At 45.1% G+C, this 21,860-nt stretch carries 17 protein-coding genes; 9 read left to right on the top strand and 8 right to left on the bottom strand.

The window, feature by feature from the left end:
* Positions 1-146: 146 nt before the first annotated feature.
* On the bottom strand, positions 147-4,133 hold the full coding sequence (hrpA, locus tag R8N28_RS09695) for an ATP-dependent RNA helicase HrpA (protein WP_169628671.1): 3,987 nt from the start codon (positions 4,131-4,133) through the stop codon (positions 147-149).
* Positions 4,134-4,318: 185 nt separating this feature from the next.
* On the opposite strand from hrpA, the gene R8N28_RS09690 reads away from it, so the two are divergent.
* Complete coding sequence (locus R8N28_RS09690; RefSeq protein WP_025766683.1) at positions 4,319-4,903, top strand: FMN-dependent NADH-azoreductase; 585 nt, start codon at positions 4,319-4,321, stop codon at positions 4,901-4,903.
* A gap of 94 nt (positions 4,904-4,997) precedes the next feature.
* Here R8N28_RS09690 and R8N28_RS09685 read toward each other — a convergent pair whose 3' ends face one another.
* Positions 4,998-5,372 carry a hypothetical protein gene (locus R8N28_RS09685; RefSeq protein WP_031781337.1) on the bottom strand — a complete coding sequence of 125 codons (375 nt, stop codon included), beginning with the start codon at positions 5,370-5,372 and terminating at the stop codon, positions 4,998-5,000.
* 77 nt (positions 5,373-5,449) lie between these two features.
* Positions 5,450-6,754, bottom strand: coding sequence for a MipA/OmpV family protein (locus tag R8N28_RS09680; protein ID WP_065275072.1), 1,305 nt, complete (start codon positions 6,752-6,754; stop codon positions 5,450-5,452).
* 235 nt (positions 6,755-6,989) lie between these two features.
* On the opposite strand from R8N28_RS09680, the gene R8N28_RS09675 reads away from it, so the two are divergent.
* The 3 genes from R8N28_RS09675 to R8N28_RS09665 all read left to right on the top strand — a co-directional run bounded on the left by R8N28_RS09675 (position 6,990) and on the right by R8N28_RS09665 (position 9,921).
* Positions 6,990-7,340, top strand: a complete 351-nt coding sequence (locus R8N28_RS09675; protein WP_005377676.1) for a hypothetical protein — start codon at positions 6,990-6,992, stop codon at positions 7,338-7,340.
* 9 nt (positions 7,341-7,349) lie between these two features.
* The gene (locus R8N28_RS09670) at positions 7,350-9,290 is read left to right on the top strand and encodes an alkaline phosphatase D family protein (protein ID WP_025766686.1); all 1,941 of its coding nucleotides are present in this window, start codon (positions 7,350-7,352) and stop codon (positions 9,288-9,290) included.
* 190 nt (positions 9,291-9,480) lie between these two features.
* Positions 9,481-9,921, top strand: coding sequence for a TerB family tellurite resistance protein (locus R8N28_RS09665; RefSeq protein ID WP_017820644.1), 441 nt, complete (start codon positions 9,481-9,483; stop codon positions 9,919-9,921).
* Positions 9,922-10,162: 241 nt separating this feature from the next.
* On the opposite strand, the gene R8N28_RS09660 is transcribed toward R8N28_RS09665, so the two are convergent.
* Together R8N28_RS09660 and R8N28_RS09655 are read right to left on the bottom strand one after the other, a co-directional pair.
* A complete protein-coding gene (locus R8N28_RS09660; RefSeq protein WP_005377684.1) occupies positions 10,163-10,693 on the bottom strand; it encodes a 3'-5' exonuclease in 531 nt (176 codons plus the stop codon).
* Between the two features lie 83 nt (positions 10,694-10,776).
* On the bottom strand, positions 10,777-12,318 hold the full coding sequence (locus R8N28_RS09655; protein ID WP_005377686.1) for a sensor domain-containing diguanylate cyclase: 1,542 nt from the start codon (positions 12,316-12,318) through the stop codon (positions 10,777-10,779).
* A 291-nt stretch (positions 12,319-12,609) separates the two neighbouring features.
* On the opposite strand from R8N28_RS09655, the gene R8N28_RS09650 reads away from it, so the two are divergent.
* Genes R8N28_RS09650 through R8N28_RS09640 form a run of 3 tightly spaced genes read left to right on the top strand, consistent with a single transcriptional unit; the run spans position 12,610 to position 18,072 of the window.
* On the top strand, positions 12,610-13,242 hold the full coding sequence (locus tag R8N28_RS09650; protein WP_005389474.1) for a DUF2760 domain-containing protein: 633 nt from the start codon (positions 12,610-12,612) through the stop codon (positions 13,240-13,242).
* A complete protein-coding gene (locus tag R8N28_RS09645; RefSeq protein WP_065274511.1) occupies positions 13,242-15,206 on the top strand; it encodes an Hsp70 family protein in 1,965 nt (654 codons plus the stop codon). The genes R8N28_RS09650 and R8N28_RS09645 overlap by 1 nt, the downstream gene beginning before the upstream one ends.
* A gap of 55 nt (positions 15,207-15,261) precedes the next feature.
* Positions 15,262-18,072, top strand: coding sequence for an Hsp70 family protein (locus tag R8N28_RS09640; RefSeq protein WP_065274510.1), 2,811 nt, complete (start codon positions 15,262-15,264; stop codon positions 18,070-18,072).
* An 85-nt stretch (positions 18,073-18,157) separates the two neighbouring features.
* On the opposite strand, the gene R8N28_RS09635 is transcribed toward R8N28_RS09640, so the two are convergent.
* Positions 18,158-18,352 (bottom strand): hypothetical protein, encoded by a 195-nt coding sequence (locus R8N28_RS09635; RefSeq protein WP_005377692.1) that lies wholly within the window; start codon positions 18,350-18,352, stop codon positions 18,158-18,160.
* Positions 18,353-18,438: 86 nt separating this feature from the next.
* Between R8N28_RS09635 and R8N28_RS09630 the strand changes: the two genes are divergently transcribed.
* A complete protein-coding gene (locus tag R8N28_RS09630) occupies positions 18,439-19,125 on the top strand; it encodes a DNA-3-methyladenine glycosylase I (RefSeq protein ID WP_005377694.1) in 687 nt (228 codons plus the stop codon).
* A gap of 84 nt (positions 19,126-19,209) precedes the next feature.
* Here the strand turns inward: R8N28_RS09630 and R8N28_RS09625 are convergent, their stop codons facing one another.
* A complete protein-coding gene (locus R8N28_RS09625; protein WP_065274509.1) occupies positions 19,210-20,187 on the bottom strand; it encodes a Gfo/Idh/MocA family protein in 978 nt (325 codons plus the stop codon).
* Positions 20,188-20,198: 11 nt separating this feature from the next.
* On the bottom strand, positions 20,199-20,486 hold the full coding sequence (locus R8N28_RS09620; RefSeq protein WP_065274508.1) for a putative quinol monooxygenase: 288 nt from the start codon (positions 20,484-20,486) through the stop codon (positions 20,199-20,201).
* 103 nt (positions 20,487-20,589) lie between these two features.
* Here R8N28_RS09620 and R8N28_RS09615 point away from each other — a divergent pair, with 103 nt between their 5' ends.
* Positions 20,590-21,468 carry a LysR family transcriptional regulator gene (locus R8N28_RS09615; protein WP_053350570.1) on the top strand — a complete coding sequence of 293 codons (879 nt, stop codon included), beginning with the start codon at positions 20,590-20,592 and terminating at the stop codon, positions 21,466-21,468.
* Positions 21,469-21,860 lie beyond the last annotated feature (392 nt).

Genomic DNA, 21,860 nt, shown 5'->3' with positions numbered 1-21,860 from the left:
TAACTCAGTCGTTGGTACTACAAATAAAGGGAGGCGAACTATTGCCTCCCAGAACTAAAAAATAATGCTTATTGAGTTACTAGCAATTAGTGTACCAGCAACTTCTTAAGCGATAATTACAAATCTGACACTATTTTACTGGTTGATTAGCAAGCATCAATCGCGTTTTTGACTCGTTTATCAGAAACAGGATAAGGAGTGCCTAATTGTTGAGCAAAGTAACTCACGCGAAGTTCTTCAATCATCCAACGCACTTCTTTTACATTTTCAGGAATGGCCACACCTTTCGGGATCTTGTTCAGCAACTCTTTATAGTCTTGAGTCACAGATTCAATCTTCAGCATATGTAAACGATCTTTGTTTGGATCGATTGGCAACTTCTCCATACGACGCTCTATCGCGCGCATGTAGCGAAGAATATCCGGCAAGCGTTTCCAGCCACATTCCGTTGCAAAGCCTTTGAAGATCAAGCCTTCAATTTGTGCTTTGATATCGGACAGAGCAAACGCCATTGTGAAGTCGATCTTGCCTTTTAGCTTCTTATTGATGCTAAACGCCGTGGTCAGAATAGTCTCAACCTGTTGAGCGATCTCTACAACGGTGTCACCCAATTCAGCACGAACGTGTTCTTTCAACGCTTCGAACTTCTCTGGCTCCCAAACTAAACCACCCTGCTCTTCAATAAGCTTATCGACACCACAGGCAATGCAGTCATCTATCAGATCAAGCACTTTGCCGTATGGATTAAAGTACAGACCCAGCTTCGATTTGTTCGGTAAGTTGGCGTGCAAATATTTAATTGGCGATGGTACGTTCAATAAAATTAAGCGACGCTGACCAGCACGCATTGCCGTTATCTGCTCGTACTCCGTTTCGTAGAGTTTGATTTCAACGCTGTCTTTGGTATCAACAAGCGCCGGATACGCTTTTACATCGTAGCCGCCACGTTTTTGTTGATACACTTTCGGCAATTCGCCAAAACTCCACGTATGCAGACCTTGCTGTTCGATATCGTCATCCGCAACTTTGGAAAGCGTTTCTTGAACTTTGTCTTTCAAACTTTCTTTCAGTTCATGAAGGTCTTTGTTTTCCTTCAGTTTACGATTTCGGTGATCAACCGCACGAAACGTGACTTTCAAGTGCTCAGGTACTTGTTCCAAGTTCCAGTCTTCACGCAGCACTTCTACGCCCGTCATGCGTCGCAACTCTTTCTCCAATGAATCTAACAGCGGCGCTTCCATTGGCGTAACGCGCGCTAAGAATGCATCGGCATAGTTCGGCGCAGGCACAAAGTTCTTACGAATTGTCTTTGGCAACGATTTAATCAAGCTAACCACAAGCTCATGGCGTAAACCTGGGATCTGCCAGTCAAAGCCCGCTGGTTCAACTTGGTTTAAAATCGGCAACGGCAAATGCACTGTGACACCGTCACTATCATCGCCTGGTTCAAATTGGTAGCTCAATTTGAGCTTCAAACCATTTTGATGCCAGAAGTTCGGGTAATCCAAATCGGTCACATGGCTAGCATCACCCTTGAACAGCATCTCTTTTTCAAAGTTCAGCAGTTCCGGATTTTCTTTAGATGCCTTTTTCCACCACGTATCGAAATGCTTACCAGACACCACTTCGGTGCCAACGCGTTGATCATAGAAATCAAACAGCTCATCATCATCCACCAAGATGTCACGACGACGAGATTTATGCTCAAGCTCTTCCACTTCTTGCAGAAGCTTACGGTTTTGCTTAAAGAACGCGTGTTTGGTTTCCCATTGACCCTCAACCAATGCACTACGAATGAAGATTTCGCGACTTACGGTCGAATCGATACTGCCGTAGTTGACCAAGCGTTTCGGTACGATTGGTACGCCGTAAAGCATCACTTTTTCGTGCGCCATCACCGCAGCGCGTTTCTTCGACCAATGTGGTTCGCTGTAACTACGTTTAATAAGGTGTTTAGCTAACGGCTCAATCCATTCTGGCTGAATCTTTGCGATGATACGACCCCAAAGTTTTGAGGTTTCCACCAACTCAGCAGACATGATCCACTTAGGCTGTTTCTTGAATAGACCTGATGCAGGGAAGATATGGAAACGAGCATTACGCGCGCCTTGATATTCATTCTTTTCTTGGTCTTTCATGCCGATGTGCGACAGCAAACCAACCAAAATGGCACTGTGTACGCCATGGTAAGAAGCGGGCTCATCGTTAAGCTTGAACTCCATCTCACGCATCGACTGATGAATTTGGAAGTACACGTCTTGCCACTCGCGAACGCGCAAGTAGTTCAAATAGTCTTGCTTACACTGTTTGCGGAACTGATTGCTAGACAAGGCTTTTTGCTGCTTTTGGATGTATTCCCACAAATTCACAAATGTCAGGAAGTCCGACTCTTCATGGAAGAAGCGACGATGTTTATCGTCTGAAGATTGTTGTTTGTCGGAAGGACGTTCGCGTGGATCTTGAATCGACAAGGCAGCTGCGATGATCATCACTTCTTTAAGCGCACCATATTTTGGCGCTTCCAATACCATACGCGCCAAGCGCGGATCGATTGGCAAACGCGCTAATTGGCGACCAATGGAAGTCAGGCGTTTTTTCGGATCTTTTACCTCAGAGTTAATCGCACCAAGCTCTTCCAGCAAACGCACGCCGTCTTGGATGTTACGTTTATCCGGTGCTTCCACAAACGGAAACGCTTGAATATCACCCAAACCAAGTGCCGTCATTTGCAAGATAACCGACGCTAGATTGGTACGTAGGATTTCAGGATCAGTAAACTCTGGGCGTGACTCAAAATCTTCCTCTGAGTACAGACGAATACAGATACCCTCTTCCACACGACCACAACGACCTTTACGCTGGTTCGCACTCGCCTGAGAAACTGGCTCGATTGGAAGACGCTGAACCTTAGTACGGTAACTGTATCGACTGATACGCGCCGTACCCGGGTCGATAACGTACTTAATGCCCGGAACAGTTAGCGAGGTTTCTGCCACGTTGGTTGCCAGTACAATTCGGCGACCAGTGTGAGGTTGGAAAATCTTATTCTGCTCACCTGCCGACAAACGCGCGTAAAGCGGCACAATTTCCGTGCTCTTCAGATTACGTTTGGACAATGCATCTGCGGTATCACGGATTTCACGTTCACCGTTCATGAAAATCAGGATGTCACCTAAACCTTCATCGCACAGTTCATCTACCGCTTCGAAGATGCCTTCAAGCTGGTCACGATCATTGTCGTCATCACCGCTTAGTGGGCGGTAACGTGTTTCTACTGGGTAAGTACGACCCGATACTTCAATGATTGGTGCATTGTTGAAGTGTTTTGAAAAACGCTCAGGGTCGATGGTTGCCGACGTGATGATCACTTTCAAGTCAGGACGACGTGGTAGCAACTCTTTCAAGTAACCCAAGATGAAATCGATGTTCAGGCTGCGCTCGTGCGCTTCATCGATAATGATGGTGTCGTATTGATTCAAGAAACGGTCATGCTGAATTTCAGCCAACAAGATACCATCCGTCATCAATTTGATTTGGGTATTTTCAGAGATCTGATCGTTGAATCGAACCTTGTAACCAACAAACTCACCAAGCTTGGTTTCCATCTCTTCGGCAATACGGTTAGCAACCGAACGCGCTGCAAGACGACGAGGCTGAGTATGACCAATCAGACCAAATTTACCGCGACCAAGCTCAGCACAGATTTTTGGTAGCTGAGTGGTTTTACCAGAACCAGTTTCACCCGCGACGATAACCACTTGGTTTTCTTCGATCGCTTTCGCAATATCGTCGCGTTTTTGGCTTACAGGCAGGATTTCTGGGTATTCAATCGTTGGTTTGTAGTTGCTGCGCTGCTCTGCAACCATCATGGATTTTGCGATGTCTAATGCGATTTCGTCGAACACAGCATTACGCGCTGCGTCCTTCTTAATTTTGCTTGCACCAGAAATACGTTTACTCAAGCGGAAACGGTCGCGCATCATGCACTGATTCAGCGCTTTACGCAGAGATGCCGCGCTATTCACTTGAGCCTGAGGTGTTTGAGCTTGTTTCGCTGTCGCTTTTTGCGCACCATTTGACGGTGTCGCTTGCTCTTCAGCTAGATTCTTTTTTGGGGGCTGTGACGAAGTCAAAGCGTTTCCTATTCTTTTCATTACAAAAACTGCGCGGATTGTATCACACAAGATCTGTAACAAGATAACCGAAAGCTCATTCAATTTTTTCGAACATGTTCAGCGAATCGCTAGGCTTTTGAACTCACTTACGTTGCTTATAATGGCTCCCATAGTCGAAAGCACTTATTTAAGGAATAACCATTATGTCTCGTGTACTAGCTCTAAAATCAAGCATCCTTGGCGATTACTCTCAATCAAACAAATTGGTTGAAGACTTCATCAAAAATGTAGACCAAGACAAGCTTACTGTTCGTGATTTGGCTGCAAACCCGCTACCTGTTTTGGACTTCGCCGTTGCGACTGCACTGCGCGCTACGGAAGACCTTTCACAAGAACAGCAAGCGGTGGTCGACTTGTCTGACACCCTTATTGAAGAAGTAAAGGCCGCAGACACTTTGGTTATTGCCGCTCCAATGTACAACTTTACCATCCCAACTCAGCTTAAAAACTGGATTGATTTGATTGCTCGTGCAGGCGTGACATTCAAATACACAGAAAACGGCGTTCAAGGTTTGATTGAAGGTAAAAAGGCGATTGTAATAACGACTCGTGGTGGTATTCATAAAGATTCACCAACTGACAACGTTACGCCATACCTACGCACTGTGCTGGGTTTTGTAGGAATCACTGATGTGGAATTTGTTTACGCAGAAGCGCTAAACATGGGTGAAGATGCGGCTGCAAAAGGCATTTCAGAAGCGCAAAGCCAACTTGCAACAATGGCGTAAGTTAGAAGAAACCAGAATACAAAAGGGATTGGTTCGCGCCAATCCCTTTTTGGATCCTTATGCCTTGATCGTATTTATAGGGTCTCTTACATCGTCAAAAACGATTCACTTTCTCCAAGTTGCGTATTGCATCGAGGTAGACTTTTTCTAAAGACCGCTCAGCTTCGCTTATCATATTCTCGATCATCGCATTAAACGCGACATCGCTACGGATTTCTATATTGTCTCCCGCCTTAACGTCAAGAGAGTTGACGTACAGCACCAACCATTCATCGCCCTCCAAGTGCCCTTCTCCGTGAATTGCAAAAAAGCGTTTGGCAAATTCAGCGTTGGTACAATTTATCGCTTCAATTTGAAGATTGAATGAGGAGTCGATACTCATGGTGCTTATGCCATCCGATTCATCAGATGCATCACAAACAGCCTTAACTCTGGCACGATATACGAAATTTCTCGTTGAAAGCAGCATAGTATTATTCATCATTACTCATAATGGGCGATAAATAAGTCAGTTGCAAATCCGACCTATATGCATCTCGTGATGCGCTAAAACTCGAACTGGAAATAAATAGTATTGTAGTTGCTCCCACCTTTAATTCGCCCAAACTGCGAAGCGCTTTCAAAAATCGCCGAGCGGTGATGCAATGAATAGCCCACCCACATATTGTTCCAGCTCTTTTGGTTGAAGAGATCGCCTACATTGACATCAAACGAGAAATCTAGGTAGTTGAGCAACTTGCTTGGTGTATAACCCTTGTCTTCCATTTCTGTGCCTTCAATATAGGTAATGCTATCAATGTATGACACACCTTCCGCTACACCAAATCGCCAAGTCGTAGGCCAATTAACCGTATAATAAGCCTTAATCGCCATGACGTATTCTGTGCTCGCAGACTGAACACTGGACGACCAGTGATGAACCAACCCTGGCGTTAAATAAATATCAAGAGGAAAACCAAACAGCTCATCCGTTAATGGATGCCCATAAAACAATGAAGTAAGTTGATTGTCGTATGGGTCTTTTTCTCTCTCAAAGCTAAATATTTCACCGATGTTCGAAGGCGTCGCCCAACCATGCGCAATACGTAGATATGCTTTATTGCTCAGTGTCGGTTTCGGAGCTTTGCTTTTATCGTTGAAAAAGCCAAAACCGACAAACACTTCTCCCTGATATCGATCTTCTACAAGCTGACTGTTGTAGGCGTTATCATCTAAGCGAGTAACACTCGTCTCACCCAATAAATACAAATTTGAAGTTACATGGTAACGCGCTTTAATACCAAGATTGGTGTCAAGCCCAGCTCCAATTCTCTCGCCAGTAATATCCTTAAAGGAATAATATTCACTATTGAAATCAGCGTCTTTGTATCGAATCGTAATCGATGGCTCTAATTCCCAATCACCAAATACATAATTGGCAGCAAGGCGGTAATTAGAGTGAAACTGGAGTTCGTCGTCCGTCATCAACTCTACTTCTGCGCGCCAAGTGTCGTTAATGCTATAACGCACTTGCCCACCGAAATCGACTCTGTCCCCTTCATTAGCATTTTGTAGCGACATGGGAATATCGACAAATCTCAATCGCATGAGTGCGCTCGCGCGCCAGTCGGAATCACTCTCGTTATACAAAAAAGCGCCACCTTCAATGCCATTGATATACACATGTTCGTTTTCAAAGAACATCATTGGTACAAATGTACTCACCGTAGAGTCATTATCGGCGGTATAAAACGGAATCGATGCTGTGCGATACATCGCAGCAATCCCCCACGTTTGTTCTTCTGAACCATGCGCAGAAGAAACTGCCGCAGCTAAAGGTAAAGCGAGTGTTGTTAGAATTAATCTCTTCATGAGTTCGAAAAATGTTGGTTGAGAAGCAGGCAAACATCAATGATTTGCCATTAAAAGCTTATGTTCTGCTGATGATAGCCGTTACAATGGCAAATGTTGTCATCCTCGTGACAGTTTGAGTCCCAAGATCATATTAATATTGCACGACTAGGTGAGCTTGTTTGCGAATATTTTACCATCACAACAAGCGCTTAAACTCTAGCTTAGTTCTAAATCAAACATAATGAAGTAAAAAGTGAAAGCATCAGAACTCATCTCTACCTTGAATCATTTACCCGCAGATACAGACCCAGACATTGTGATGGGAGAAGCATGGCTGCCAGAGAGGTTGATAGGGACTCAACTCGATGGTGACATGTTGTTTTTGCACTTTGATAATGCACCAGAAGATGGTCAAGGTGACGAAGAAGGGCGTGGCTTCGTCGAACACGAAATCGACCTAATTAGAACTCGGCTTCAGCAAATTTTGGATGAAGACAGTGATAACGCGTCAAAAGCCGATGCGATGCTTGGTTTGTTCCTTATGGGACATGAACTTAGTAGCTCGCAAGTTATCGAAATATTAGAAGAAGAAGCTGACACATAAGGAGCCGTTTTGCCAGCATTGATGAACACGACTGAAATTTCTTCACTTCCTCTTGTCGTTGCAGGTCCGATCCTACGTAAAGTGACCGCAACTGAAATCAATATTTGGCTAGTCACCACCCAACGCTTGGAGGGTATGGTGCAAATTACGGATGAAAATGCCTCCATCCTTTATCAAGCCCCTTTAAGTGAACAAAAAGAACAGCTTCAAATCGGCCTCAATGCGTGGTGTTGCTTACTTAAATTAGAAGGCGAGTTTCCAACCCATCAAGCGTTACGCTATCAAATAAAAACGCAATATGGCTTAGTGACGGAACTGCTCCCTCACCTAACTTATGAGCGAGATAATACGCCAAACTTGGGTATTGAGTTCCTCGTTAGTGAAAAAGCGGATTATCTCTTACATGGCTCTTGCCGTAATCCCCATCACTTCAGTGATGATACATTGGTCGCTGCGGATCATAAAATCGCGTCTCAATCCATTGAAGAGAGACCAGATATGCTCATCATGAGTGGTGATCAAATCTATGCAGACCATGTTGCAGGCCCCACTCTCGATGCCATTGAGCAAGTCATAGCTTTATTGGGTTTGCCAGGCGAAGAATTCGATCAAGCTCCGATAAAAAATACCAATGAGCTCTACCAACACCCTGCTTGCTATTATGGTCGAGATAAATTGTTGCCTCATTATGTGAGTGATGACAGTTTACTAAGTAAGTTTTTTCCACACCGAGGGACACCAATATTCAGCGCCAAAGAGTGTGAGAATCACCTAATAAGCTTTGCTGAGTGCTTTGCAATGTACTTATTGGTTTGGTCTCCGACCTTGTGGAAGCTTGTTCGAACGGATCGTTTGTTAGAAAACGAATTTACTGTCGGCGGAGAAGTTCTTGAACCCAAATGGCAGCAGCAATGGCGCGAAGAAAAAAAGCAAATTGATAAATTCGTCGCAGGTCTGGACAAGGTTCAACGCTTACTCGCTCACATTCCAACCTATATGATTTTTGATGATCACGATGTCACCGACGATTGGAATCTCACCATAGGCTGGGAACAAGCCGCATACAGCAACACGTTTGCAAAACGCATTATCGGTAATAGCTTGATTGCTTACTGGCTTTGCCAAGGTTGGGGAAATGCGCCAGAAAAATTCAATGATGAATTTATGAGCCTCGCTCAACGCTTTATCGATGAGCGAACCTCGCAAACCCAAGATGCATTTATTCAATATTTGTATCGCTTTGAGAATTGGCACTACACCATTCCTACGACACCAAAAGTTGTCGTGCTAGATACACGAACCAGACGCTGGCGTTCTGAGTCTAAAATGAACAAACCTTCTGGCTTAATGGACTGGGAAGCGATGATTGAGTTCCATCAGGAGCTCGTGCATCAAGACAAGGTTGTTATTGTTTCTGCCGCGCCAATGTTTGGTGTGAAATTTATCGAAGCACTACAACGTGTGGTGACCATGCTTGGTAAACCATTGATGGTTGATGCTGAAAACTGGATGGCTCACCCCGGAAGTGCGAATACTCTTATTAGTATTTTCACACACACAAAGACACCAACTAACTTTGTTATTCTCTCTGGCGACGTGCACTACTCTTTTGCATACGATATTAAGCTCCGCTATCGAAAAAACAGTCCGAATATCTATCAAATCACCTGTAGTGGAATTAAAAATCAGTTCCCTACACAACTGCTCAATATGTGTGATGGCCTAGATAGACTGCTATACAGCCCTCGCTCACCTTTAAACTGGTTCACAAAACGTAAACGACTCAAGATTTACAAACGCGCACCAAGTACGCACAACTTTTATCGCTTGGTTAACCATAGTGCCATTGGTGAGCTACGCCTTGATGATGAAGGCAAACCAAGTCAAATTAGTATTCTGACGAGTGATGGTGACGAAGTTCATTTTCCACCGACACGTGCTGAAAGCTGAGTATCAATCCCAAAATGACTTGCCCTTTGTAAGAGGCAAGTCACCTTGAACTAACTCAGGAGTTTAGGTTTTTTTGGGGAGAAAGTGGCCGTTCTTAAATGTCAACGGCGTGCTAAATTTGGTATCGCACCTTGAGATCTTCCGTATTTATTACCATGTTAACCAAATAAACAATAGCTCGGTGTTCATTATGTTTAATTCTCTCACATCATTATTTAAACAACTCATTGATGGCTCTGATTTAAGCCAAACCAACACACTTTCCCCTAACATGGCTATCGCGTGTTTGCTTTGTGAAGTTTCTGGTGCAGACCATAGTGTCGATGATAGAGAACAAGAAACAAAGCGCTCTTTATTGATGAAACTGCTGTCGTTAAATGAAGAAGAATCAAATACTTTGTTAGAGCAAGCGCAACAGAAAATAAAAGATTCCGCTTCGCTGTACGACTTTACCTCTCAACTAAGAGAACTGACTCAAGAAACTCGTTACAACTTAATCAAAAGCATGTGGGAAGTCGCTTACGCAGACGGCGAAATTGACCCGCTAGAAGACGCGGTGATCCGTAAAACAGCAGAGCTACTCTATGTTGATCACAGCGAGTTCATTCGAGCGAAGTTACAGTCTCAGTAAAGTGACGAGATGAGTATATAAGTCGCTGGCTAACTCTAAGCTACCCCTAGGATGACAACAGATATCGCTTCTGTAGCCATAAAAAAACGCGCACTCTGCGCGTTTTTCAATAAGCCAACGACATTGTTATTAAAATACTGGTCAAGGTATGTGTTTAGCTCTTTCCACACTAAACAGACTGCATGACAAAACAACAATGGTTGGATGATTATTTAATTACAAGCTAGCTAGGTTCGAATAACTAAAACATGGTCAAAGCAAGCTTAGCTAAGTTATATGCATCTACATAGCCAGAGTGTTGACGCCCTTCCCAGTCTATTCCTTTTGCTTCTTGAGCGGCTCGATGGCCTATACGTTTATCTTTAAGACGATTTTGAATACGGTAGAGTGTCGCTAAGTTGATGAACTCTGTGAACGGTGCTTCAATACCTTTTTGCTTACACTCTTCTAGAAGAATGAGGTCATCTCGCCCCCAAGATGCAAAGATTTTGTTGCGACCACCGAAGTTCTTAACCATGGATTTAAGCACTTCTTCTAGTGGGCGTCCTTGTTTTTCAATCTTACGTGGTGTGATGCCCGTTAACTCAGCGCAAAACAGAGACACTTCATCGTGTTCTGGTTTCACGTAGTATTGAGCACGCTTGACTATCTCACCTTTAGACAAATCTATTTCAGCTAACCCCACTTCGATAATTTCACCCGTGCTGCCGACGCCATTTTCGTTCCAGCAACACATTTCTAAATCGAAGCATACAATACGGTTATGGTTCATAGTTTGCCTTGGTTCCTAACATAAAAATTTAAAGCGTGCGATTCTATCGTAACACGGCGTAAAACTCGAATTTGTGCGCCCATTTAATCGCCGATCGACACATTATTACGGCCGTTTTTTTTACTCAAATAGAGTTGACTATCCATTTTGTGATACAAGCTCTCAGGATCTTCTTCTTTATGGATAACCGCACCGATACTCAACGTACAGATGATTGACGCATCACCATAATCAAAAGCCGTACTTGCCACAACACTCCGTAATTTTTCTAGGTAAGCTTCTAGCACTGCTCTATCAATGACTTTAGAAATAATACAAAACTCGTCACCACCAGCTCGGTAAAACTTATCTCCCGGTTTTAAATTAGCACTGACCAGCTTAGTGACATGTTGTAACGCTTCATCTCCACCTAAATGGCCGTGTTTGTCATTAATCACTTTGAAGTGGTCGATATCAAAACCAACCAAGGCGAAGTTAACACCTTTGTTTATCTGATTAAGCAAATGATCGTTGAATGCTCGGCGATTCAGTAGTTGAGTTAGAGGGTCTCGCTCTGCCATTCTTTTTAATTCAACGGTTTTGAGCTCCAACATGACCGCTAAGCGCTCTTTTTCTCGAGACTGTAAATTCACAATCCAACTGATCAAAAAGGCGATTACCAATCCGGCTAGTGTCGTGCCCGCTAAAATAGAACGTTCCCAAGCTGAGACTGCGTCAGAAAGCTTAAAGTCAATACGCCATTCACGGTTAGGCAGTTGAATGGTCCGGCTTATAACCGTTCCTCGAATGTTGTCCCAGCTCGCACTTTGAAAGAGAACAGGGTCATCTGCTGCGTCGAATCCCAAATCTTCTACGCGCACCGACATATCGAGCTCCGTCGCGGTTTTCGTAATCAAATCCTCAAAGTAGACCGTACTTCGGATAACACCGGTCACTACTCCTAATAAATATTTGTTCTCGAAGTCGAACACTGGATGGAACACCAGCAACCCAGTCTTAGGTATGGACTTGTCATAACCATCTTGCAGCAAGCGAACTTTATCCGAGACATTCGCTCGCCCATTTTCGGAAATATCATCCAAGATTAAATCGAAGCGTTTGCGCGAAAAATAGAAACCCAATAGAGAAAGGTTTTCCGGTGTTCTTGGGTAGATATCCGACGCGATGAAAATTGGCTCATTGTGTTCAAAAATGTACCCGTAGGTTTTGGGACCATCTTTAGGAACGGTAAACGGTTGGAAGTTTGGAAATTTTTGACGGGTCTTTAAAATATGTTCATCAAGATCTTCAAATTCGACCTTTTGCATCCATTGAAGTCCAATGAGACTTCGCGAGCTGTTAATCACTTGTTCTGCATACATCGGAAACGATGGCCAATAGCTTCGCTCAATCGAATGGAAAAAGTTTGCGCCCGCACCAATGAACTTTAGATCATTCTCGACGTTTGCTTTAAGTGATTCTGCTTGTCGGTCGGCTAAAGTATCAAACGTCGTCTGTGTATACCGTTGCTGCATTGTATAAGCAGCACCAACTACACCAGCAGTGACACATAAAGTCGCCAAAAAAGCTAAAATAGAGTCTGAATGTCGTTTTATAAAGCTCTTATGAGCGGTGCTTTGTGTCATATCGTAATTTTTGATACTTCCGTAAGTTAAACTTCGGGATCTATTGAAATACTGCGTTAGCAATGCACAAACATCAAGCAACAACCTATATTGGGGAGTCTGATCGTCGATTTTTCACGCTGTTCGTACGGTATAGTCACGAATTATTACAGCCTTAAGCCTTGAATATGCTACCATCCGTCATCATTTTAATGTCTAAACTTGGTGCAAGATCGCAAAGACGATCGTTTTAGTGAACAAATATGAGCCAATACTGAGCACCAATAAATCAATAGAAAGAGAAAAAACGTCATGAACATTGATTTGAACCTAATTCCTCAAACGTTCGATATGCTTCACGCTGGCCTAACCGCATCGAGCGTTTTGCTTCTTCTAGTTGCAGTGTCGCGCAAATCAAAAGTGGTCGAGAAAGTGGTAGAAAAACCAGTCGAGAAAATCGTCGAGGTTGAGAAACCAGTTGAGAAGATCGTTGAAGTAGAAAAAGTAGTGGAAGTAGAGAAAGTCGTTGAAAAAGTGGTGGAAGTTGAATCAAAACTTGCAACCGCGTCAACGGACTCTGCAATGCAGCTGCTTTCTATCATGCAACAAGAAGCTCGCCTGATTGACTTCCTAAAAGAAGACCTAACGTCATTCTCTGATGAAGAAGTAGGCGCAGCCGCTCGCGTAATCCACACTGGCGGTCAGAAAGTACTGAACGACTACGTGACGCTAGCGCATGTTCGTAACGAAGACGAAGAAACTCGCATTACGGTTGAAGAAGGCTTCAACCCACAAGAAATCCGCCTAACTGGCAACGTAACAGGCAGCGCGCCATTCAACGGCACGCTAGTTCACAAAGGCTGGAAAGCAACATCAATGACGTTGCCTAAACTTGCTGAGAACTACGATGCTTCTGTGATCGCTCCAGCTGAGGTTGAGCTGTAATGGAACACATGAACCAAGAAAACCATTCTCAAGAAGCGTCTGTTGAAACTCAACAGACACCTAAATTCAGTGTTGGTATCGACTTAGGTACAACACACTGTGTCATGTCTTTTGTTGATACACACAACGAAGACGCTCGCGTTGAAGTGATGCCAATCCCGCAGTTGACTGCGCCGGGTACGGTAGAGACTCGCAGTCAATTAGGCTCTTTCCTTTACCAGCCGCACGAACACGAAATGAACCCGCAATCACGCGTTCTTCCGTGGTCGAGCGAGCCAAAAGCTCTAGTTGGTGCAATTGCACGTAACCTAGGTTCAAAAACACCAATTCGTCTTGTTGCAAGTGCGAAATCTTGGCTTTGCCACGCAGGTGTGAACCGTCGTGATGCTTTCCTGCCAGCAGGTAGCCCAGAAGAAGTGGAAAAAGTATCCCCTCTTCGTGCGACAGAGCTTTACCTAGAGCACCTAAAAGACGCTTGGAATCACGCGAACCCAAATCACAACCTTGCCGATCAAGACGTAACCATTACGGTTCCTGCTTCTTTTGATCCTGCTGCTCGCGATCTAACTGCAGAAGCAGCACGCAACGTTGGTTTTGTGCACCTAACACTTCTAGAAGAGCCACAAGCTGCACTTTACAACTGGATCGATAACAGCAACGACAAATGGCGCGACGAAGTTGAAGTTGGCGACATCGTGCTTGTGGTCGATATCGGTGGTGGTACAACCGACCTTTCTTTGGTTGAAGTAACTGAAGACGACGGCAACCTAACTCTGAACCGCATCGCGGTAGGTGAACACATCCTACTTGGCGGTGACAACATGGATCTTGCACTTGCGTACCGCTTGAAAATGAAGCTAGCGCAAGAAGGCAAAGAGCTACAGCCATGGCAAGTTCAGGCAATGACACACGCATGTCGTGACGCGAAAGAAGCGCTATTGAACGACAGCGAGCTTCAGTCAGTGCCAATTGTAGTACCAAGTCGTGGTTCTAAACTGCTTGGCGCAACGCTGAAAACAGAACTGACTCAAGAAGAAGTACAACAAACACTGGTTGACGGCTTCTTCCCTCAAGTTGCGATTACGGACCACCCTGTTCAACGTAACCGTGGTGCACTAACGCAAATGGGTCTGCCTTACGCACAAGATGCAGGCATCACTCGTCACATTGCTGCATTCTTGTCTAAGCAAGCTAATGCCCTTTCTGCTTCAGGAAATGGCGCAGAAGCAGCAGCTCAAGATTTCAATCCATTCGCGAACATGCCTGGTATGCCAGGTGCGGATGCAGCCCAATCAGCTGACTTCATCAAGCCAACCGCAATCCTATTCAACGGTGGTGTTCTGAAATCGAAACTTCTAGCAACTCGTCTAGAAGACACGATCAACGAATGGCTAATTGAAGCAGATGCTGAAATGGCAAAACGCCTAACAGGTGTGGATCTAGACCTTGCAGTTGCTAGCGGTGCGGCTTACTACGGCTCTGTGCGTCGTGGACAAGGCGTTCGTATTCGTGGTGGTATTGCTTCGGCGTACTACGTGGGTATCGAAAGTGCGATGCCAGCGATTCCCGGCATGGCGCCTCCAATGGAAGCACTGTGTGTTGCACCATTTGGTATGGAAGAAGGTTCAAGCGTTGACGTACCAAGCCAAGAGTTTGGTTTGATCATCGGTCAGCCGGTTAACTTCCAATTCTTCGGCTCAACCGTTCGTCGTGATGACCTAGCGGGTACTCACCTAGACTACTGGGCACCAGAAGAGCTTGAAGAGCTACCAGAAATTCAAGTAACGCTGCCTGTATCTGAAGGTCGCCGTGAAGGTGAAGTGGTTCCGGTAACCCTAGCCTCTCGCGTGACAGAGCTTGGTACGCTTTACTTAGAAGCCATTGCCGCTGATAACGGTCAAAAATGGCATGTTGAGTTCGATGTGCGCGAAGACGCGAAAAGCAACTCAAACAAAGAAGAATAAATAGAAATCAAACGGCATCCAATCGGGTGCCGTTTTTAAATACACGAAGGTTTGTATGGCATCTCCTCGTTTTCTTGTTGGTATTGACCTTGGCACCACAAACACTGTGGTGGCGTATTGTGAAATCACCGACAACCTTGAACAATCCGAAGTATCCCTATTCGACATCGACCAATTGATTGGTCCGGGTGAAGTGGTTCGTAAACCATTGCTGCCCTCTTTCCGCTATCACCCTGCAGTTGGTCAAATCTCCCCTTCTGACCTAACACTTCCTTGGGAAAACGAACCGGTATCTGGCGACATTAGTAATGTGATCGTGGGTGAATGGGCTCGTGAATTAGGCGCTAAGGTGGAAGGACGTCAGGTATCCAGTGCTAAAAGCTGGCTATCACACCAAGCAGTGGATCGTAGCTCAGACATTCTTCCTTGGGCTGGTGCGCAAGACGTAGATAAAGTCTCACCCGTTATTGCCAGCGCAAGCTACCTCAACCACATTCGTCAAGCATGGAACTACCGTCACCCTAGCAATAAGCTAGAAGACCAAGATGTGGTTGTGACTGTTCCAGCGTCGTTCGATGAAACCGCTCGTAAGCTCACGCTTGAAGCCGCTGAGTTGGCAGGTTTGAAAAAAATCGTCCTGCTCGAAGAACCACAAGCCGTATGTTACGACTGGTACGCACGCCACCAGCAAACCGCAGCTGATGAACTCAAAGAGTTACCGCTGATTCTGGTGTGTGATGTGGGCGGTGGTACTACCGACTTGAGCTTGATTGAAGCCAGTTTCTCTTCTCAAGATGAACTAGCCCTTGATCGTATTGGTGTTGGCGAACACTTGATGCTGGGTGGTGATAACCTCGACCTAGCATTAGCACACCTTGCGGAGAGCCGCTTCAACCAAAGTAAGAAGCTCACTGCAGCAAGCCTGACTAAGCTGATTCAGCAAACTCGCAAGGCGAAAGAAAACCTGCTTTCAGCGAATGCACCTGAAGAAGTGAAAATCACCATGCTGGGCAGCGGCTCGAAACTTCTTGGCGGAACAAAGAGTATTGGGCTGAGCAAACAAGAAGTGCACCAAATCGCTTTGGATGGCTTCTTCCCACTTTCTGATTTCAGTGAAGTACCAGACAAACGTCGCAGCGCGGTTGTCGAGTTTGGTCTTCCATACGTTGCTGACCCAGCAGTGAGCAAACACGTTGCTGAGTTCTTAACTCAGCACCAACAAGTTGCTCGTGCCGCTCTCGGCTTTGAAGACGACAAACAAAATGCCATTCCGGTAGGTTTGCTACTTAACGGTGGTGTGTTCAATAGTGAACTTGTGACTGAGCGTGTCACTACCCTACTGTCCGATTGGCGCGGCGCTCCGGTTACGGTATTAGATAACCCACATCCAGATTGGTCTGTTGCATTAGGTGCTGTTGCGTTTGGTAAAGCACGTCGTGGTGCACAGCTAAAAATTGGTGGTGGTGCAGCGCGTTCTTACTTCTTGCACCTTCAAGAGAAGAACAAGATGGGCAAAGCGCTCTGTTTGCTTGCAAAAGGTACAGAAGAAGGACACGAGATCCGCTTAAGTGGTCGTCGTTTCTCGCTTACCCTAGGTGAACCCGTTCGCTTTAACCTGCTGACGTCTACCCACGACACCTTAACCAATAACACCGCTATTCAAAACGGTGTGATGGTGGACGTTGATCCTGACTTATTTGCCCCTCTTCCGCCTTATATCACCACCCTTGAAGGTGAAGGTGCCGAACTGCAAGCCAACCAGAAAGAGCGTGTAGAAGTACAACTGGCATGTCAGTTGACTGAAGTCGGCACACTTAAGATGGAATGTGTCAGCGCAGAAGATGACAGCAAACGTTGGGAACTGGAGTTCGAAGTTCGTAACAAGCAAACCGACGACAGCGAGCAAGTTAAGCTCCACCCTAAACTGAACGAATGTAAGGAGCTGATCGCTCGCCTTTACAGCGGTAATAAGAAAAGCGCGGAAAGCAAAGAGATCAAAACCTTAGCCAAAGATCTTGAGAAGAAACTGGGCAAACGTGACGAGTGGGATTTCACTACCCTACGTCAACTGTTCGATACCTTTGCACAAGGTCGTAAGCGTCGTCGCCGTTCTGAACAACACGAGAAAAACTGGCTTCGTTTGGCAGGTTTTGCACTGCGTCCGGGTTTTGGCGATCCAACCGACTCATGGCGTATTGAGCAAGTTTGGGGTCTCTACCAACAAAACATTCAGTTTAAGAACCATCAAGGTTGGACCGACTGGTGGGTGTTCTGGCGCCGTATCGCAGGTGGCTTGAGCCAAGAGCAACAAGAAACCATCTTGGCGGACATCGCGAAATATCTGCACCCTGGCGCGATGAAAAACCCACAATCCGCTAAAGCGGCGCAAGACATGGGTTACGAGTCGATGGTACGTTTGTCAGCCTCTCTGGAGCATTTAGAAGTCGAAGACAAAGTTCTATTGGCAACGTGGTTCTTGAGCAAAGCCATCAACCATAACCAGTTCGAACAAGCGCACTGGTGGGCTATGGGTCGCTTGGCATCGCGTACGCCTTTATATGGCAGTCAGCATAACGTTGTTCCTCGTGAACAAGCGGAACAATGGTTGCCTAAGCTGTTAGAGCAGAACTGGCAGAAAGAGCCAATGATCGCGTTTGCAGCCGTAATGATTTGTCGTAAGACGGGCGACCGACTATTCGATATCTCGGACGACTACCGTGAGCAGGTATTGGCTAAGTTGAAGCAAAGCAAGGTGCCTGAATCTTGGGTATCACTGGTTGAAGAAGTCAAAGAGCTATCTGAGAGCGAATCGAAGCGTATCTTTGGTGATGCACTCCCAAGCGGTCTGACGCTGGTAAATAACTAAGCTCTCATGCTTATAAGCGCAACAAAGCCCTTCGAGTGAAGGGCTTTGTTTTATCTGATTCTACTTGCTGACGAACGACGACTCGTTAGTTCATTTCCGTATTGATCACCACATCACGCGTTTCATTATCCATATCACTGATGCCGACCACTGAGATTTCACGGTCAGATAAATTCTCAATCATGCTGTCTTCTAACCCACCGTCCGTCATCCACGCATAGAATTTTTCTGCAATACGATCCGAACCTTCCCCGACAAACGTTAATGTGACCTTCTTCATTTGTGACACTCCATCAATTTACGATTCAGTCACTTAAGCGTAGTATGTTTCACAAATATCGACATAAACTAGGACTAACTTCTTTTATGAGTATCGAAAAATTTGACGCGATTTATCAGCGCGCTGCTGAGCGTAAAGGTGGTGAAGATCAACTTGAAGCGCTTTTGTCTCATCCACTAAGCAAAGAGGAACTCGCTGCGATTCCAGATGACCGTTGGTTGGCCGCTTTTTCGATGAAGGTATTCCAAAGTGGGATTTCATGGAGCGTGGTTCGCAACAAATGGCCGAACTTCGAAGAAGTGTTCTTCGGATTTAAGATTGAGCCGCTGTTGATGCTGTCAGACGAGCAATGGGAAACCAAAGCAACCGACAAACGCATCATTCGCCACCTCACTAAAGTCATGTCGATTCCAGCCAACGCTCGTATGATCCACGAAGCAAAAATCGAATACGGCTCGTTTGGCAAAATGGTTGCCGATTGGCCGCAAGAGAAAATCACCGACCTATGGGCGTATTTGAAGAAACGCGGTAATCGCCTAGGCGGAAATACAGGCCCTTACACACTGCGTCAAATGGGCGTTGATACCTTCATCTTGTCTAGCGACGTTGAAGCTTACCTGCGCAATTGCAAGATCATTGAAGGTGGCAAAGATACGAAGAAATCGCTCGATGCTACCAACAAAGCGTTTGTTCAATGGCAACAAGAAAGTGGCAGAAGCCTTTCTGAGATCAGCCAAATCATTGCGTTCAGCACCGGTGATAATCGCATTTAATCCAGACTGAACACAAAATAAAAACGGCGCACCAAATATTGTATTTAGTGCGCCGTTTTTATGTTCATTGGTTCAAGTACAGACTTACTTTGAAGCTAGTGATTCCCACTCAGTCAGTAGCTGCATAATACGGTGAGAGTCTTCCCATGTTGCACAAGGGTTTTCTAACGAGGTACGCCCTGCTTCAACCGCTTGGCGAATATTGCGCACTTGATAGAAGAAAGCGTCCCCTGCAGCCGGTACAGACACTTCACGCTTCGACGTCTCGTAAATTTCCACACTAAACTGGTTTTCTTGCGCTGGTAGCCATGGGTTTGAATCTAGCGTAATACAGCCTTTGCTACCCAGAATGGTGAATTGGTGTTTCAATCCGTGATCTTCGGCAGTGTGAACGCTCGCTGTTTGTTGCTCACCAAATTGCATCATCAAGCTCGATTCACAGATATTCCCATCGTTACCTTGTCGACCAATCGCTGTCATTGAACGGTTCTCAAAGGTTTGTTCACCCAACATGGTTTTCACCACCAAATGCACCAATGACATTGGGTAACAACCTAAATTATACAAAGCACCTTTACTGTCTGGATTCACAAACTGCGCAATCGACGCGATATAAGACGTATGGATCGAGCGAAGCTCACCAATCTCTCCCGATTTCAGCACCGAAACCAACTCGCGGATCAACGGGTGATGTAAATACATTAAGCCTTCAGCAAAGAATACCTTGTGCGCTTCTACTGCTTGAAGTGCCAGCTCGGTTTTTTCCATATCTACCGAGAGTGACTTTTCACACAGGATCGCTTTCCCCTGCTCTGCCGCTTTGACGATAAAGTCATGATGAAGGTGATTTGGCAATGCGATATAAATAATGTCGACTTGCTCATCAGCAATCAACGCATCGTAATCGTTGAACGTATTCTCGATGCCATATTGCTCAGCGAATGCCTGTAAGTTCTGCTCCGAACGCCCAGCAACCGCGTACAGTTCACTCTTGTCATCGCCTTGGATTGCCTCAGCCATGACTCCTGAGATAAAGCTTGTGCCTAAAATGCCCCATTTCATGTTCACGCCTCCTATTGAGCTTGGGTTTCGAATGCTTGGACTAACTCTGCCATTTCAGCTGCAATGAACGCTTGTGTATGCGGCATAGCAAAATGCACTTCAATCGCGGTGCGGTTTTCATATCGCTCCCAAAGAATCACACGTTGTGGATCTTTAGAATCGTAGGTCGCATTCGCTTGCAAGCACCCCGCTTCGCTTTGCATATCAAGGCAAAATTGTTCAATGGCTTCAACCACTTGTTGTCTTGGCTTATCGGCATTCATTTTCAGTTCGGCGGTAACAAAAATCGTCTCGCTCATGATGGATCTCTTTCTCCATTCTTAATCATACGCCCACTGTAATTAACCTCATTTGATTGATAAACTCTGCTTTAGTTATTTCTTTATCAACTCTGGGTGTGTAATGGATAAATTAACAAGCATGAAAGTTTTCGCTTACGTGGTCGAACACGGCAGCTTTCGTAATGCAGCACACCACTTTGATATTTCACCGACCATGGTTGGCAAGCACGTGAGCTTTCTTGAGCAAAGCTTAGGTACACAGCTGATTCATCGCACCACGCGCAAACAGTCCCTGACCGAAGCTGGCAGGCTCTATTATCAAGAGTGCCACCGCATTATTGAAGACATCACCAACGCAGAGAACCTAATCCAGACGCTGATCAACCGTCCAACCGGAACAGTAAAAGTTAACTGCCCTGTCACGTATGGCAAAAAGGTCATTGCTCCTATCGTGGCTGACTTCTTAGCTGAATTTCCCGATTTGAACGTTGAGCTGATGTTGGACAACAATTTGATTGACCCATATCGAAGCGAAGCTGACGTGATTATTCGAATCGGTGAATTGGTCGATTCGTCGTTAGTCGCGAGAAAGTTGGGTGAATACCACATGACTTACTGCGCCTCACCCTCTTACCTTGAGCAACATGCCCCTATCCAATCGCTTGATGACCTTGAACACCATCATTGTTTGGGGTTTCAGTATCACCAAGGAGAAAGCCAACAAGTGGTGAACATGCCATCTAATACCTTTGGAAACAGCAACACCCGATTAACGTCTAACAATGGTGATGTGCTTAAGTTTGCTGCGTTAAAAGGCTCTGGTGTTCTTCTGCAACCAAAGATCTTAGTTGAGCAGGAAATCCAATCTGGTGCCTTGGTAGAAATTCTCCAGCAACATGCTCCCAAGCCAAAACCGATCCACCTGCTTTACCGTTCAAAACAGCTTTCCCTTAAAAACCGTACCTTGGTCGATTTTATTCTTTCTCATGTGAATCCATGACGTCACCCCATAAAGCGGCGACAATTTAACCATTTAATTAACTTTTATTGTCGATATGACAAATATTATTGCTTGTTAATTGTCTTTATTTTTCATGTTGTTAGTCAGAGACACCCATTAACTAGGCATAATTTATTGATTCACACCAATTGCATTGCTCTGACAAAGTGACTAGGATTGCCGCCTTTCCTGAGTGAACTATCAAAAAAATATCGAGAAATTTAATCTAATTTCTCTTCCTGTTCGTGTGCAATCACAACATTTACACTCATTTCAAATTGCATAAGCACATTCCTTTGCTTATGAAAACGACATTGATTTCTCAACGCTTTTAGTCACGTATGTGACTTTTTGGCTTGAGAGAGATTTTTATTCAAGGTAGGTCACAAGGA

The sequence above is a fragment of the Vibrio sp. Vb1554 genome (genome assembly GCF_033344235.1).
This window is presented reverse-complemented; position numbering and strand designations above follow the sequence as displayed.

Bases quoted from the DNA above. Each gene is read 5' to 3' on its own strand.
- R8N28_RS09690 (WP_025766683.1), top strand. From the start codon at position 4,319: ATGTCTCGTGTACTAGCTCTAAAATCAAGCATCCTTGGCGATTACTCT.
- R8N28_RS09685 (WP_031781337.1), bottom strand. From the start codon at position 5,372: ATGCTGCTTTCAACGAGAAATTTCGTATATCGTGCCAGAGTTAAGGCT.
- R8N28_RS09680 (WP_065275072.1), bottom strand. From the start codon at position 6,754: ATGAAGAGATTAATTCTAACAACACTCGCTTTACCTTTAGCTGCGGCA.
- R8N28_RS09665 (WP_017820644.1), top strand. From the start codon at position 9,481: ATGTTTAATTCTCTCACATCATTATTTAAACAACTCATTGATGGCTCT.
- R8N28_RS09660 (WP_005377684.1), bottom strand. From the start codon at position 10,693: ATGAACCATAACCGTATTGTATGCTTCGATTTAGAAATGTGTTGCTGG.
- R8N28_RS09655 (WP_005377686.1), bottom strand. From the start codon at position 12,318: ATGACACAAAGCACCGCTCATAAGAGCTTTATAAAACGACATTCAGAC.
- R8N28_RS09650 (WP_005389474.1), top strand. From the start codon at position 12,610: ATGAACATTGATTTGAACCTAATTCCTCAAACGTTCGATATGCTTCAC.
- R8N28_RS09645 (WP_065274511.1), top strand. From the start codon at position 13,242: ATGGAACACATGAACCAAGAAAACCATTCTCAAGAAGCGTCTGTTGAA.
- R8N28_RS09640 (WP_065274510.1), top strand. From the start codon at position 15,262: ATGGCATCTCCTCGTTTTCTTGTTGGTATTGACCTTGGCACCACAAAC.
- R8N28_RS09635 (WP_005377692.1), bottom strand. From the start codon at position 18,352: ATGAAGAAGGTCACATTAACGTTTGTCGGGGAAGGTTCGGATCGTATT.
- R8N28_RS09630 (WP_005377694.1), top strand. From the start codon at position 18,439: ATGAGTATCGAAAAATTTGACGCGATTTATCAGCGCGCTGCTGAGCGT.
- R8N28_RS09625 (WP_065274509.1), bottom strand. From the start codon at position 20,187: ATGAAATGGGGCATTTTAGGCACAAGCTTTATCTCAGGAGTCATGGCT.
- R8N28_RS09620 (WP_065274508.1), bottom strand. From the start codon at position 20,486: ATGAGCGAGACGATTTTTGTTACCGCCGAACTGAAAATGAATGCCGAT.
- R8N28_RS09615 (WP_053350570.1), top strand. From the start codon at position 20,590: ATGGATAAATTAACAAGCATGAAAGTTTTCGCTTACGTGGTCGAACAC.